Origin of the sequence: Aminobacter sp. J44 (genome assembly GCF_007829415.1) — a bacterium.
In the GTDB taxonomy this organism is placed as follows: Bacteria; Pseudomonadota; Alphaproteobacteria; order Rhizobiales; family Rhizobiaceae; genus Aerobium.
On record NZ_VLJG01000038.1, the window covers coordinates 13,953 to 27,574 of the forward strand.

The 13,622-nt window shown below is 64.8% G+C and carries 14 protein-coding genes; 2 read left to right on the forward strand and 12 right to left on the reverse strand.

Annotated features, from left to right (window positions below; genetic code table 11):
• Window positions 1–50 precede the first annotated feature (50 nt).
• Window positions 51–1,418, forward strand: a complete 1,368-nt coding sequence (locus L610_RS14085; protein WP_024849370.1) for an aspartate aminotransferase family protein — start codon at window positions 51–53, stop codon at window positions 1,416–1,418.
• A 64-nt stretch (window positions 1,419–1,482) separates the two neighbouring features.
• Here L610_RS14085 and L610_RS14090 read toward each other — a convergent pair whose 3' ends face one another.
• From L610_RS14090 to L610_RS14145, 12 genes are all read right to left on the reverse strand, one after another.
• On the reverse strand, window positions 1,483–1,974 hold the full coding sequence (locus L610_RS14090; protein ID WP_024849369.1) for a sigma-70 family RNA polymerase sigma factor: 492 nt from the start codon (window positions 1,972–1,974) through the stop codon (window positions 1,483–1,485).
• A gap of 88 nt (window positions 1,975–2,062) precedes the next feature.
• On the reverse strand, window positions 2,063–2,500 hold the full coding sequence (locus tag L610_RS14095) for a thioesterase family protein (RefSeq protein WP_024849368.1): 438 nt from the start codon (window positions 2,498–2,500) through the stop codon (window positions 2,063–2,065).
• 801 nt (window positions 2,501–3,301) lie between these two features.
• Window positions 3,302–4,234 (reverse strand): IS110 family transposase, encoded by a 933-nt coding sequence (locus L610_RS14100; protein WP_024849367.1) that lies wholly within the window; start codon window positions 4,232–4,234, stop codon window positions 3,302–3,304.
• Window positions 4,235–4,529: 295 nt separating this feature from the next.
• Window positions 4,530–5,270, reverse strand: a complete 741-nt coding sequence (locus L610_RS14105) for an ABC transporter ATP-binding protein (protein WP_024849366.1) — start codon at window positions 5,268–5,270, stop codon at window positions 4,530–4,532.
• Entirely contained in the window at window positions 5,239–6,063 is an 825-nt protein-coding gene (locus L610_RS14110) for an ABC transporter permease (protein WP_024849365.1), read from the reverse strand. Before L610_RS14110 ends, L610_RS14105 begins: the two co-directional genes overlap by 32 nt.
• Complete coding sequence (locus L610_RS14115) at window positions 6,060–7,049, reverse strand: ABC transporter substrate-binding protein (protein WP_144705838.1); 990 nt, start codon at window positions 7,047–7,049, stop codon at window positions 6,060–6,062. Before L610_RS14115 ends, L610_RS14110 begins: the two co-directional genes overlap by 4 nt.
• A gap of 35 nt (window positions 7,050–7,084) precedes the next feature.
• Complete coding sequence (locus L610_RS14120) at window positions 7,085–7,294, reverse strand: hypothetical protein (RefSeq protein ID WP_024849363.1); 210 nt, start codon at window positions 7,292–7,294, stop codon at window positions 7,085–7,087.
• A 141-nt stretch (window positions 7,295–7,435) separates the two neighbouring features.
• Window positions 7,436–8,077, reverse strand: a complete 642-nt coding sequence (locus tag L610_RS14125; RefSeq protein WP_144705840.1) for a hypothetical protein — start codon at window positions 8,075–8,077, stop codon at window positions 7,436–7,438.
• On the reverse strand, window positions 8,077–8,958 hold the full coding sequence (locus L610_RS14130) for an ABC transporter permease (RefSeq protein WP_144705842.1): 882 nt from the start codon (window positions 8,956–8,958) through the stop codon (window positions 8,077–8,079). Before L610_RS14130 ends, L610_RS14125 begins: the two co-directional genes overlap by 1 nt.
• On the reverse strand, window positions 8,955–9,746 hold the full coding sequence (locus L610_RS14135) for an ABC transporter ATP-binding protein (RefSeq protein WP_024849360.1): 792 nt from the start codon (window positions 9,744–9,746) through the stop codon (window positions 8,955–8,957). Before L610_RS14135 ends, L610_RS14130 begins: the two co-directional genes overlap by 4 nt.
• An 82-nt stretch (window positions 9,747–9,828) precedes the next feature.
• Entirely contained in the window at window positions 9,829–10,800 is a 972-nt protein-coding gene (locus L610_RS14140) for a YVTN family beta-propeller repeat protein (protein ID WP_024849359.1), read from the reverse strand.
• 38 nt (window positions 10,801–10,838) lie between these two features.
• On the reverse strand, window positions 10,839–12,185 hold the full coding sequence (locus L610_RS14145; RefSeq protein WP_034330638.1) for an ABC transporter substrate-binding protein: 1,347 nt from the start codon (window positions 12,183–12,185) through the stop codon (window positions 10,839–10,841).
• A gap of 274 nt (window positions 12,186–12,459) precedes the next feature.
• Between L610_RS14145 and L610_RS14150 the strand changes: the two genes are divergently transcribed.
• A complete protein-coding gene (locus tag L610_RS14150; protein WP_144705844.1) occupies window positions 12,460–13,110 on the forward strand; it encodes a DUF4145 domain-containing protein in 651 nt (216 codons plus the stop codon).
• The last annotated feature ends 512 nt before the right edge of the window (window positions 13,111–13,622 follow it).

The following is a 13,622-nucleotide window of genomic DNA, read 5'->3' on the forward strand; positions in this document are numbered from 1 at the left end:
GTTCGGCCTACACACGGCTTCAAGAGCTTGCCTGAAAGGACTGAGACTTCATGACCACTCCGAATTCTCCCGAAGCCCGCGACGTCGCCTATCACCTGCACCCCTACACCAATGCGAAGAAGCATGAGGAAGTCGGGCCGCTGCTGATCGACCGCGGCGAGGGCATCTATGTCTTCGACAACACCGGCAAGCGCTACATCGAGGCGATGTCGGGCCTGTGGAGCGTCGGCCTCGGCTTTTCGGAAAAGCGACTGGTGCAGGCGGCGACGCGCCAGATGGAGCGGCTGCCCTACTACCACACCTTCACCCACAAGGGGCACAACCCGTCGGCCGACCTTGCCGAGAAGCTGGTGACGATGGCGCCGGTGCCGATGAGCAAGGCGTTCTTCACCAATTCGGGCTCGGAGGCCATCGACACGGCGCTGAAGCTGATCTGGTACCGCTCCAACGCGCTCGGCAAGCCGGAGAAGAAGAAGATCATCGTCCGCAACCGCGCCTATCACGGCGTGACGATCGCGGCGGCGGCGCTGACCAGCCTGCCGGCCAACCACAACAGCTTTGACCTGATCGTGCCGAACGTGATCCGGCTCACCGCGCCGCACTTTTATCGCGAGGGCAAGCCGGGCGAGACGGAAGAACAGTTCGCAACGCGTCTTGCCGAGGAGCTCGATGCGGCGATCCAGGCCGAGGGCCCTGACACGATTGCCGCGATGTTCGCCGAGCCGCTGCAGGGCGCCGGCGGCGTGATCGTTCCGCCCGCGACCTACTGGGAAAAGATCCAGGCGGTGCTGGCAAAGTACGACATCCTGCTCGTCGCCGACGAGGTGATCTGCGGTTTCGGCCGCACCGGCAACATGTTCGGCTGCCAGACGTTCGGCATCAAGCCCGACATGATGGCGCTGTCGAAGCAGATTTCCTCGTCCTACCTGCCGGCCTCGGCGCTGCTCATCAACGAGAAGGTCTACGCGCCGATCCGCGAGCGTTCGGGCGAGATCGGCACGCTCGGCCACGGCTTTACCGCCGGCGGCCATCCGGTCGCCTCGGCCGTGGCGCTGGAGACGATCCGCATCATCGAGGAGGAAAACCTTGTCCAGCGCGCCCGCGACGTGGGGGCAAGGCTGCAGGCGGGCCTGCGCTCGCTTTCCGACCATCCGCTGGTCGGCGAGGTTCGCGGCACGGCGCTGATCGCGGCAATCGAGCTCGTCACCGACAAGGAAAAGAAGACCGCTCTCGCAACGCCCGGCCAGCTCGGCGCGCTGGTCAACGCGAAGCTGCAGGAAGGCGGCATCATCAGCCGCGCCATGGTCGACGCGCTCGCCTTCTGCCCGCCGCTGATCATCACCGAGGCGCAGATCGACGAACTCGTCGCAGGCGTGCGCACCGCGCTCGACCAGGCGCTGCAGGAAATCCAGGCCTAAGCCGTCTTACATCCGCACAAAACAATCGCGCCGGCTGCACCCCAGCCGGCGTTTTTTGGCGAACCTACTCCCCGGCTTGAACCTCCGACAGGCCGGCGCCGGACCGTTCCAACAGCTGCCTTTCGGCCTGGGCGAGGCGGTCGCGGAGGGTGGCGGTCGAGCAGCCGCAAATGGCGGCCGCTTCGCCATGAGGCAGGCGCAGCACCTCGACGAGGATCACGACTTCGCGCAGCGGTTCCGGCAGCGCATCGACCGCTTCGGCAATGCGGCGCTGGCGTTCGGTGCGGCTTCGCCGGTGCTGCGGATCGCCGTCGGCCTCGACGCCTGGCCGGTAAGGCTGCGATGAGGCGCGGCGCATGATCGACAGCAGCCAGGCGCGCATGCCGCAGCCCGGGTCGTAGTCTTCCGGATTGTCGAGGGCATGGCGCAGCGTCTGCTCTACCAGAGCGTCGACGTCGGGCGGGTGGCGGCGCCAGGTGCGGGCAAAGGCCCGCAGAGCCGGTATGAGGGTCACTATTTCATCAACGGGCGGCGCATAATCAGTCTCACCCGGCATGGGTTGCTCCATATGGCGCGTGTGACGATTGTCCGGCCGTGCAATGCGTGGGAACAAAGGAGGTTCCGACCCGACACGGAAAATTTCTTTATTGTTGCAAAGTGTCGAGCGCGGCGCGGAACGCTGGCGCCAGCGGCACGGGCTTGCGCGTCTCGCGATCGACATAGACATGGACGAAGAAGCCGTCGGCCGCGGCCCTGACCTCGTCGTTGCGAAACAGGCCAACCTCGTAGCGTACCGAGCTGTTGCCGATATGCGCGACGCGGATGCCGGCGGTGACCACGTCCGGAAAGGCGAGTTCGGAATAGTAGCGGCAGCCGGTCTCGACGACGAGGCCGATTTCCGAACTGGTGCGGATGTCGAGCAGGCGATGCTCGATCAGCCAGCCGTTCACGGCGGTGTCGAACAGCGAATAGTGCACCACATTGTTCATGTGGCCGTAAATGTCGTTGTCGAGCCAGCGCGTCGTCAGCGTGCGGAAGACCCGGTACTCGTCGCGCGTCGTCGGAACCCGTTGCTCAGCCATCACACTCCGCCCGTCAGGTTTACCGGACATCGTATGATGGGGAAGGGGAGGTGTCGATGGGCGTGCTGCGTTGATGCGGACAGGAAGAATGGCCGTGTGACGCGGTCGCTTCCGCATTTCCCGGGCATGGAACAATCGCGGCGGACGCCGGTTTGACGGACAGGCACGACACCTGACCTCTCCATAAGTGCCGACTGGCGGTTTGCCCCTCCCCGCCGGTCACTTGTCCACAGCACCTGGCCGGTCCGTTCGCGGACCGGCCGTTTTCTTGCGGGCGTATCGGCAGCGGTGGCGTTCTATGGGCAGGTTATCGCGTGGGGATTCCATCGGGGCTTGCAGAATGGTCCCGCATGAAGTCCGCGCGTATTGCGATCCGCCGGATCTGCTTCAACGTTCAGGCCTGGATGCCACGGTCAAGCCGTGGCATGACGAAGCGGGGAGGTTGTACGGATCAGGATGACGGGTGCCGCAGCCGCTCGGGATCAATGATTGCGAAAGCCGTTTCAACGTCGTCATCGTCGGGCCTGACCCGACGATCCATGCCTGAACCGGACGTCCTGCCGACGGGTAAGAACGCGCACCTGCCGCTCCCCGACGTCGGTACTCTACGAGCCCCCTCCGGCGCTTCGCGCCACCTCCCCCATAAATGGGGGAGGATACTGAGGTCGAGGCCGGCATCGGCGCTCACTTCCAGTTCGGAAATGCCGTCTGACCTGTCGCGTCTCTGCGGAGCACCTGCTTCTATGAAACACCCCGCCCCAGATCCTCCCCTGCAACGCGGGGGAGCGACTGTGTTGGCAGTCAAGCGGATTTCCATGGCTGGTTGTCCCGGATCATGGCGTTGAGGATGGTGACAAGCTTGCGCATGGTGGCAACGAGCGCGACGAGTTTCGGCTTGCCGGCCGCCACCAGCCGGTCGCGAAATGCCTTGAGCTGCGGGTTGAAGCGGATCGCGGTCAGCGCGGCCATGAAGAGGCTCGCGCGAACGCCGCTCCTGCCSCCSCCGATAAAGCTTTTGCCCCGCCACTTGCCCGACTGGCGGGTGAACGGTGCAAGTCCCACCAGCGATGCGATCTGCCTTCGGTCGAGCCGGCCAAGCTCCGTCAGCTCGGCCAGCTGCGTGCGGGCTGTTATCTCGCCGACGCCCGGCATTGAAGTGAGCAGCTTCTGGCGCACCAGCCAGATCGGCGACTTGCGGATGTGACCGTCCATCTCCTCATCGAGGCTTTCGAGTTCGCGCTTGAGGGCGAGGAGCAGCCGCCTGATGCTTTTGAGCGTCTGGCGCGCTGTTGCCCGGCGGGCGCGGTTTTCCTCCGCGACGATCATCGCGATGATCTGGCGCCGGCGGGAAACGAGATCGGCCAGGAGACGGGTGGCTTCATCGGGCAGCTGGCGCACCGGCGGCTTCATCGCGGCGGCAAAGGCGGCAATGACCGCGGCATCGATCGTGTCGGTCTTGGCGCGCCTGCCGAGCGCATTGGCAAAGGAGCGCACCTGCGCCGGGTTGACGACCGCCACCGGCAGGCCGGCGGCCGAAAGTTCCGCCACCGCCAGCGTCTCCAGCCCGCCGCTTGCCTCGAGCGCGACGCGCTCGGGGCTTAGCTCGCGAAGCCGTGCCGCGAGCTGGTCGATGCCATCGCTGTTGTTGGGGCTACGAAAGCTCTCGCCCTCCGGCACGACATGAACGTCGAGCCAGTCCCTGGAAACGTCGATGCCAACGAAACGCATATCCATCCTCTCCCATCCTTGTCGAAACGGGCTTCGTTTGCTGCGGCCCAGGCGACTGTTCGGGGTCGATGGAACGGCGGGCGGGGACCCTTGCTCCCCCGCGGGCTTGGTGTCCCAGTGGGGACTCGGTCTCCCTCCCGCCACCGCACCCGCAACAATAGCAGATGTGGTGGAAGACAAGTTACAAGGGGAACCATGCGAAGCATGGTGGAGGGGGCTCGTGGAGTACCACGGCGGAGGTCATTGTTTTCAGGCTCCGCACGAGCTCATCCTGTTCCGCTCCAGCGGCTCCGAACGCCCCTCACTCCACCGTCGTGAATTGCTCCAGAAAACTGCGGGAGAGGCGGTCGAGGGCGGCGGGGGTGCGTTCGGTGCGCGGAAGGCCGACCGCGAAGATGCCGACGACGCGGCCGGGCCGGGGCGAGAGCACGATGATGCGGTCGGCCAGCATCAGCGCCTCGCGCAGATTGTGCGTCACCATCAGCGCCGTGGTCGGGCGCGCCGACCAGACAGACAGAAGCAGGTGCCGCAGGCCCTGCGCCGTGCGCTCGTCGATCGAGACGAACGGCTCGTCGAGGAAGAGGATCGCGGGCTCCGTCGCAAAGGCGCGGGCAAGCGCAGCGCGGCGGGCAAGGCCGAGCGACAGTTCCCCGGGATAAAGCATGCGCATGGCCGAGAGGCCCAGCCGCTCGAACAGCGGCGTCAGATCCGCGTCGCGCAAATTTTTGGGTAGCGCGAGCCGCACGTTCTGCTCGACGGTACGCCAGGGCAGCAAGACCGGCTCCTGGAAGACGGCGGCAACGCGCGCCGATCCCCCCTCCGGCATGCTGAAGGAGCCGGTAAAATCGCGGTCGAGGCCGAGCAGGATGCGCAGCGTCGTCGTCTTGCCGCATCCGGAAGGTCCAAACAGGCAGACGAACTCGCCGCGCGCCACCTCGAAGGAGAGGTTGCGCAAGGCAACAATGCTGACGCCCTCCGCCGAGCGGAAGGTTTTCTCGGCGATGTTCACTTCAAGCGGCGCGGCCGCGCCAACGCGTTGCATGTCGTTCAAAGGGCTGCACCAGCGCAATTTCGATGACGAGCATCACGGCGACGAACGCCATGGTGTAGGCGAGGATCGCCGCGACCTCGAACATCTGGAAGTGAAGATAGATCTGGAAGCCGACGCCGTTGGAGCGGCCGAGCAGTTCCACCACCAGGACGATCTTCCAGATGATGGCGAGGCCCGAGCGCGCGGCGGCGGCAAGGTAGGGCTGCAGCTGCGGCATCAGCACGTGGCGGATGCGGTCGAGCGCGCTGAAGCGGTAGACGAAGGCCATGTCCGCATAGCGCTGGTCCAGCGCGCGGGCGCCCTCGCGCATCGTCACCACCACGTTCGGGATCTTGTTGACCGCGACCGCGCCGATGGCGGCGGCCTCGTTGAGGCCGAACCAGACATAGGCAAGCACGATGATGACGAGGGCGGGAATGTTGAGGAACAACACCACCCACGGGTCGAAGAAGGCGTTCGCCCGGCGTGACATGCCGAGCAGAATGCCGATCACCGTGCCGATCAGCATCGCCAGCACGAAGGCGGCGGCAACGCGCGCCAGCGTGATACCGAGATGCCAGGGAAGCTCCCCGCTCATCAGCTCCTTGACGAAGACCGACCAGACGGCAAGCGGCGGCGGCAGGGCGCGGCTTGGCCAGGCGGCGGCTGCGAAAGCCCAGAGCGCCAGAAAGCCGGCAAGGGAGGCGGCGACGGTCAGGGCCGGCGCGAAGGCGAGGGGCGCCTTGCGCCCCTTTGGCGCGGCTTCGACGCCGGGTCTGCCCGCACCGCCCTCCCTTGCATTCATTGCGTGAGTTCCGACCAGAACGTGCCGGCGACCATCTCGGGCGAATTGCCGACGAGTTTCTCGCCGCCAAGCTCGGCCAGCACCTTGTAGAGAAGCGCGGCATCCGCCTCCTCGTCGGCCACTGGCCGGTTCGGAATGCCTTCGCGGAAGCGGTCGCGCAGGGCGGTGAGCTCCGCGCCTTCCGCGCGCATGACGGGCGCGAGGCGGTTCCACTCCTCGTCGGAGGTTTTCAGCAGCTCCTTGGCATCGGCGCTGGCGCGGATGAAGCCCTGCACGGCTTCGGGATGATCCTTCGCCCATTTGTCGCGGAAGACATAGCCGAGCGCGGAAACATCGCCCGAGGCGCCGAGGGCGCGAGCGGCGTCATTGGCGCTGACGAGGCGCCGAAAACCGTTCGCCTCCAGCCGGGCGCAGAAGTGCCAGAAATTCAGCACCGCATCGAGCTCGCCTGTCATCGCCTTTTCGTTGAGGAGCGGCGGCGCGCCGAACACGATCTCGTTCTTTTCGGTGAGATCAAGGTCGTGGTCGCGGCGCGCAAGGCCCTGGATCAAGAGCCAGCTCTTGTCGAGCGGCCCGCCGGTAACGCCGATCTTCTTGCCGTTGAGGTCGGCGACGGTGCGGATCGGCGAATCCTGCTTGACCATGATCGCGCCGACGGCGGTGGAGAAGGGCGCGAGCGTCAAATCCTCGCCTTCGGCACGCTGGCGCGACACCCACAGCCAGTCGGAGACGATCATGTCGAGGTCGCCGGCCAGCATCGCCACGTTGCTCGCATCCTCGCCGGCAAAGAACTGCACGTCGAGGTCGACGCCGTTCTTCGTGTCGAGACCGTTATGCTTGATCGTGTCGAGCTCCCAGTTGACCGTGCCGAACTTCAGCACGCCGATGCGGACCTTCTCGTTCGCCCGTGCGAGCGGGACGGGCAAGAAGGCATGGGCGGACGTTGCCGCCATGAATTGCAGGACCGTGCGTCTCGAGATTGCCATTCAGGTTCCTCCCTGGTGCGGAATTCAACGGCGGGTCAGATCGCCCGCTCCTTTGCGGGAAAGGCGCATTTCCAGCGCACCACCTGGTGCGACGGATGGCTGCTCGCCCACTTCGCGATCTCCGCGGGGGCCAGCACCATGCACTGAAAGAGGGTGCCACGGCTTTCGAAGTAGAGATGCTCGACCCGGCACCTTTCCGGGTTCGAGATGAGGCAGACGGTGAGAATGAGATCGACCAGTTCCATCGGGCACCTCACGCTGCGCCGCCGGGGCGGCGCACGTCACTGTTCGCGGCAGCGTTGGCTGCCGTCCCGCCTTGCGGCGTCGCCTTTCCGCAGGTGCCCATGCGGAAAGTCCACAAATGCTACGCGCTCGCCTGACCATCGTCAACGCGCGGGGGCTTCCTCCTTTGGCCGCAGCGACGTGATCGTCTGCCCGATCGCGCGGGAGAGCGCGAACAGGCGCTGCTCGATCAGGGTGGGCACCTCGCAGACGAAACTGAGCGACTGGGCGCGCTCCTCGAACAGGCGCGTTTCCCAGACGAGGCGGTCGGAACGCTGCGCCACCTCGGTCGGGTTTGCGTCCGGCTTGTTGCGCAGCGTGTCGACCTCCGACAATTCCTGGCGCAGCCGCTCGGCAAGCTCGACCTGGCGCCTGGCATAGCGCGAGATGCCGGACATGACGTCGGCACGCTCGCGGTTCATATGGTCGAACAGGCCGCGCACCAGGACGAGCAGCCGCTGTTCGGCCGCCTCGCCGCTCTTTTCGGCAAAGTCGCGGATGCGGCCCTGCGCTTCCTCGACCGGCATTCGCCGGGCGGAAAGCTCGCGCACCAGCGCCGAAATTTCGGCATCGTTCGACCAGTCGCGCGCCTCGGGCGGCAGCTCCGGCCCGTTCCAGATCTGGCCGAGCGACAGTTCCGGCACCTTGCGCTGGATGCAGGGCCAGTCTTCGCTGCCCTGTGCCGCGAGGGCAGGGGAAGCAAGCGCCGTCATCAGCATGAGCGCGGCAATCGGGCGATACATCATCAGCCATTTCCTCCCGTATCCTGCTTGCGGTTCACCAGCCCGCGCGTCGGCGAATAGGCGAGGATCGCCGCGCCGAGGAACAATGCCGTCAGCCCCGCCACGATCCCGAGCGACAGCCACTCGACCTGCCCGTAGAAGGCGAAGCGGATCAGCTCGACCGCATAGGTGAACGGGTTGAGGAGGCAGATCTTGTAGAGGAGCGGGCTCGCCTCCTGGATGCGCCACAGCGGATAGAGCGCGGGCGACGCGAAATACATCGGGAAGATCACGAAGTTCATGATCCCGGAAAAATTCTCGAGCTGCTTGATGAGCGAGGAGAGCAACAGGCCGAGCGCGCACAGCATCATGCCCGACAAAAACAGCGCCGGCAGCACCATCAAATAGCCGAGGGGAGGGGCCTTTACGCCCCAGAACCAGGCGATCGCCAGGAAGACATAGACCTGCAGCACCGAGACGGTGACGCCTGCCAGCAGCTTCGACACCAGCAGGAACCAGCGCGGGAAGGGGCTTACCAGCAGCGTGCGCATGTTGCCCATCTCGCGGTCGTAGACCATGGACAGCGACGACTGCATGCCGCCGAACAAAAGGATCATGCCGCACAGGCCCGGCGTGATGTAGACCTCGTAGAGCACATAGGTGCGGTAGGGCGGGATGATCGACACGCCGAGCACCTGCCGGAAGCCGACGGCGAAGATGAACAGCCACATCAGCGGCCGCACAAGCGAGGAGACGAAGCGCTCGCGCTGGTGAATGAAGCGCAGGCCCTCGCGCACGCAGATGCCGCGCAGGCAGATGAGATACTGGCGAAGGCCAAGATTGCGCGGCAGCGCGGGCACGGTCGCCGTGTCGGGCGCGGAAGCGGCGTTCCAGCCGGTGCTCATGGCCGCGCTCCTGTTTCGCTAGGCGCATCGAGCCCGGTCAGCCGGGCAAAGGCTTCGCCGATTGCGCCGGCTCCGGTCTCGCGCACCAGCTCGGAGACCATGCCGTCGGCCACCAGCCTGCCCTTGTGCAGGACAAGCACATGGTCACCCTCGCTCACCTCATCGATGAGGTGGGTGGCCCACAGGACGCTGATGCCGGAGCGCGCGACCATGTTGCGGATGTTGGCAAGGATGTCGGCGCGCGACTTGACGTCGAGCCCGACCGTCGCCTCGTCGAGCAGGATCAGCTGCGGCCGGTGGAGGAGGGCCCGCGCGATCTCGATGCGCCGCATCTGCCCGCCCGAAAGGCTGCGGGCCTTGTCGTTGAGCCGGTCGCTCATGCCGACGGCCTCGAGCATCGCCGCGATGCGCTCGCGCGCCTCGCGCGACGACATGCCATGCAGCGAGGCATGGTAGACGAGGTTCTGCCTGACGCTGAGGTCGAGGTCGAGCGTGCGCGCCTGGAAGACGATGCCGAGCCGCCGCAGCGCCTCGCTGGAGGCGCGGGCGATGTCGTGGCCGAAGACGCGGATCGAGCCCGCGCGCGTGTCGTAGAGATGGCTGATCAGCGAAAACAAGGTCGTCTTGCCGGCGCCGTTGAGGCCGAGCAGCACGGTGAAGGTCGCGGGCGCCAGCGTGAAGGAGACGCTGTCCAGCGCTTGGCTGCGGCCATAAAAATGGCTCACCGCAGCGACCTCGAGCGCCGCGACGCTGGCTGGCACCTCACCGCCGGGTGGCACGTGATGCAATTGGCCTGCTCCTTCCTCCCACGGCATTCCGCCGCGCATCGCCGGGCCCGCGAGCCCGCGCACCCTCCTTCCTGCAAATGCGTCACTGCGGCTTGACGACAACCCCCCAGGGCAGCTGGCCGACCGTCACCGACTGGATCGCCTCGTCGGTTTCGGTATCGATGAAGGTGATGTCGTTCGACACGCCATTGGTGCTGATGATCGTCTTCTCGTCGGGGGTGAGCGCCAATTGCCAGACGCGCTGGCCGACGAGCACGTATTTCTCGACCTCGTAGGTCTCGGTGTTAATGACGGCCACGCGGTTGGCGGGCCCCAGCGCCACATAGGCCTTCTTGCCGTCGGGCATGATCTTGACGCCCACCGGCTGGATCGCTTCGGCGCGCAGGCCCGGGATCTCGAAGGTGATCGTCTGCGTCACCTCGCGGGTTTCGTTGTCGATCACCGAGACGGTGCCGCCGATCTCGGCGCTCACCCAGACTTCCGATCCGTCCGGCATGAACTCGGCATAGCGCGGGCGCGTGTCGACCAGCACGTTGTCGGTGATCTCGTGCGTCTCGGCATCGATGAAATGCGCCATGTTGGTGGTCTCGGAGGTCGAGACGATCACCGAACCGTCAGGGCTCACACCCATGCCTTCGGGCTCGACGCCGACCGGGATTTCCGACAGCACCGAGCGCGCCTCGACGTCGATCACGGTGACGAGGTTGTCGTCCTCATTGGCGACGTAGAGCGTCTTGCCGTCGGGCGAGAGCACGAACAGTTCGGGGTCCGGTCCCGAGGGCAGCGTGCCGATGATCTGGTTCGTCTCCGTATCGATCATCTCGACGGTGTCGTCGTCGCTCGCGCAGACGTAGAGCACCTTGCCGTCATGCGAGATGGTGATGCCGCGCGGGCGCTGCCCCACCTTGATGGTGCCGACCGCCTCCATCTTCTCGGAATCGACGATGGTGATGGTGTTGTCGCGTTCGTTGGAGACATAGACCGTAAAGGCCGATGCCGGGTTGGCCAGGATGCAGGCACTGGCGGCCAGCGCCGCAAAACCCAGTCTCTTCATGCTCCTCCTCCATGTTTGGCCCCCCGGCCCTCAAGATGTCAGTCAAGCTTGCATACGGTCTCCGGCTGATCGATGCCGAGCGTGTCGAGCTCGGATACCTGGTGCAGAAAGCCTTCCTGCGGCGAGGTCGACACCACCGAACGGTTGTCGCCGAGGAAGACCGGCTGGCGCAGCTGCCAGTTCCAGTTGCGGAAGGTGAGCTTCTGGCCGCGATAGGCCGCGACCGAGAAGTTCTCGCCCTTGATGTGCTCCTCGATCTTTGCCGGATCGCCGCTGTTGGTGCGCGTCGCGGCCTCGCCGACGATGCGCACGGCCGTCCACGCCGCCATGTCCTTCGACAGCATGCGCCGGCCCACCTGCTTTTCGAACCGGTTCTGGATCTGGGTTCCGCCCCACTGTTCGCTCGCCGGATGCCAGGCCGACGGCACGAGCCCCGCGCTGCCCGCAACCGGACGCGGGATCCAGGTGCGGAACGGCACATAGGTGCCGAACACCTCGCTTTCGTCGGCAACCAGCATCACGTCATGCTCGGGCAGATCCTGGGTGAAGACCGGGATTTGCCGCTGGATCTGGACGACGCCGGTGTCGGTGCGCCGCGCGCCGCCCGTGTCCTCGAACAGCTTTTCGGCGACGATCTGGCCGCCAAACCGCTCGGCCGCACGGCGCAGCGCATCGGCAAAGGCCTGGTCGCCCTCATGCGAGCCGTAGATCAGCACCCAGTTCTTCCACTGCTTCCAGATGAGGTACTGGGCAAGGCCGTCGGCAAGCATGGTGCGCGTCGGCATGGTGTGGAAGAGGTTAGCCCGGCACTCCTCCTCGCGCAGCACGTCGTCGGTCGAGCCGACATTGAACACCAGCACGCCCTTGTCGCGGGCAAAGTCGACGATCGACAGCACCTGCTTCGCCGACAGATCGGTCAGCACATAGCGCGCGCCGGCCTCGACCATCTTGTTGAAGGCCTCGACCACGTCCGCCTCGGGCTCGACCTCGGCCACGTCGAGCGTAAACTCCTGGCCGAGAAAGCCGCCCGTCGTGTTGTTGTCATCGATGGCGACTTCCGCGCCGGCAACGCCGTCATTCCTCGGCGGAACGTCGAGCACCGACAGCGCAAGCTGCGGGGCATAGGCCCTGAGATAGCCGATCTGGATGCGGGTCGTTTCCTTCTCCGCCCGCTGGCGCTTCGGCCTCGGCTGCTGTTTTCCGGGCTCCGCCGCTGGCTGTCCCGCCGGCTGGCCGGACGGTTGCGACGCCGGCGGTGAAGAAGGTTGCGTTGTTGGTTCGGATGATTGTGCCGGGGCCTCACCCTGCGCGGCGGCAGGGCTGATCGCCATCCCTGCAAGCAGCAGGGACGCGAGTACGGCACGGATGGAAGTCCTGCTCGTCATGGGCATGTCTCTCCTGCACGGCTGTTACCTGCACCGAGACTGACTGCAATTTCTGCGTGCCCCCGCCCGACTATAACCAACCCGCCGCACATGGCAAACGTTCACGCATTCACAATCCGGGCGAGGGTCATGCTGCGATGGTGGGAGGGTAGTCGGCGGGGAAGGCGAGACGTAGAGCGCATCAACGGCACAACAGCTCCGTCAACAAGCATTGATAGAGGCGCAGCGGGATGTCACATGTTGCCCTCTAGTTCATGGAATAGGGGGCTTTTCAATGAGCTGGTGGGACATTGGCGAGGGATCAGGCTACCGAAGCTACAACGGCGATTTGCCGGTCGACTTGGTGACCTGTGGTTTCTGCGGTGAAGAAGGTCGATTCGGCTTTAAGAGCCGACTGACCAAAAAGAACGCTGCCGAATCCAAGACACTGCATTACGATGTCCTGGTCTGTGAGCAATGCGGCAACTTGACATCCGTGTTTTGGGGCATGGGCAGTTCCGGCCTAGTACGTTTCCATCAAGTGCCGTGGCCGCGCAAGACCACCGGCTGGCCGAAGCACTGGCCGGACGACGTCGGGCGTTATTGGGTACAAGCGAAGCGGAGTATCGAGGTATCGAACTATGATGCCGCGGCTCTTATGGCGCGCAGCGCGGTACAGCTGGTCCTCCGGTATCAGAACGCATCTGGCAAGAACCTGTTTCAGGAGATAGAAGACCTCGGTGCCAGAGGGCTTTTACCCCCGGTCATGATCGAGTGGGCCCATGAGGTAAGAGAACTTGGCAACGACAACGCTCACCCAATTCCGGGTGCGTCCGGCACTACAAGCGCTGATGCTCAAGCGGTGGTGGAATACCTGCGTATGTTGCTGAAGGTTATCTACGACCTGCCTCATCAGATCGAAGAGCATCGAGGGCGCAAGGCGTGAAGTCTAAACGGCATGTTCTGCCCCGAACCTTGCCGAGTGGACGCAAGTGCCTGCCTTCGAAATGCTAACACCCGTTCCACAACGGATGTGCCCCGACTGTGGTCGGCCTTCTTGTTTGCCATTATTGTGACACAGCCACTTCCGGCCGCTTTTTCGCATCAAAGACAAATTTTCAGTTTTAGTCGCTACAACGCATCAGGGCCTCGTTCTCTATGGGATGAGGAGGGGAGGACCATCGCTTCAGGAAAATATCCGGCTCACGCTGCGCGACCTCGTACCCCCACCCCTAACCCCTCCCCACAAGGGGGAGGGGAATTTTGGCGATCGCAAAGGCTAGAGCATCTTTTATGAACACAGAGTCGGTTTGAGGATTCACGGGATCAGTTTAGTCTGATTCACTGCTCTTGGTGATTTGCCAGGAGGGTGGTGATGACGAGGAGCTTGAGCGGGGACCTTCGCGGTCGAGTTATTGCGGCGATTGAAGATGGGGTTTCGACGCGGGAGGCGGCACG

Coding starts and splice junctions, on each gene's coding strand:
- L610_RS14095 (WP_024849368.1), bottom strand. CDS start 2,500: ATGGCTGAGCAACGGGTTCCGACGACGCGCGACGAGTACCGGGTCTTC.
- L610_RS14145 (WP_034330638.1), bottom strand. CDS start 12,185: ATGACGAGCAGGACTTCCATCCGTGCCGTACTCGCGTCCCTGCTGCTT.
- L610_RS14115 (WP_144705838.1), bottom strand. CDS start 7,049: ATGGCAATCTCGAGACGCACGGTCCTGCAATTCATGGCGGCAACGTCC.
- L610_RS14125 (WP_144705840.1), bottom strand. CDS start 8,077: ATGATGTATCGCCCGATTGCCGCGCTCATGCTGATGACGGCGCTTGCT.
- L610_RS14130 (WP_144705842.1), bottom strand. CDS start 8,958: ATGAGCACCGGCTGGAACGCCGCTTCCGCGCCCGACACGGCGACCGTG.
- L610_RS14120 (WP_024849363.1), bottom strand. CDS start 7,294: ATGGAACTGGTCGATCTCATTCTCACCGTCTGCCTCATCTCGAACCCG.
- L610_RS14090 (WP_024849369.1), bottom strand. CDS start 1,974: ATGCCGGGTGAGACTGATTATGCGCCGCCCGTTGATGAAATAGTGACC.
- L610_RS14105 (WP_024849366.1), bottom strand. CDS start 5,270: ATGCAACGCGTTGGCGCGGCCGCGCCGCTTGAAGTGAACATCGCCGAG.
- L610_RS14140 (WP_024849359.1), bottom strand. CDS start 10,800: ATGAAGAGACTGGGTTTTGCGGCGCTGGCCGCCAGTGCCTGCATCCTG.
- L610_RS14150 (WP_144705844.1), top strand. CDS start 12,460: ATGAGCTGGTGGGACATTGGCGAGGGATCAGGCTACCGAAGCTACAAC.
- L610_RS14085 (WP_024849370.1), top strand. CDS start 51: ATGACCACTCCGAATTCTCCCGAAGCCCGCGACGTCGCCTATCACCTG.
- L610_RS14110 (WP_024849365.1), bottom strand. CDS start 6,063: ATGAATGCAAGGGAGGGCGGTGCGGGCAGACCCGGCGTCGAAGCCGCG.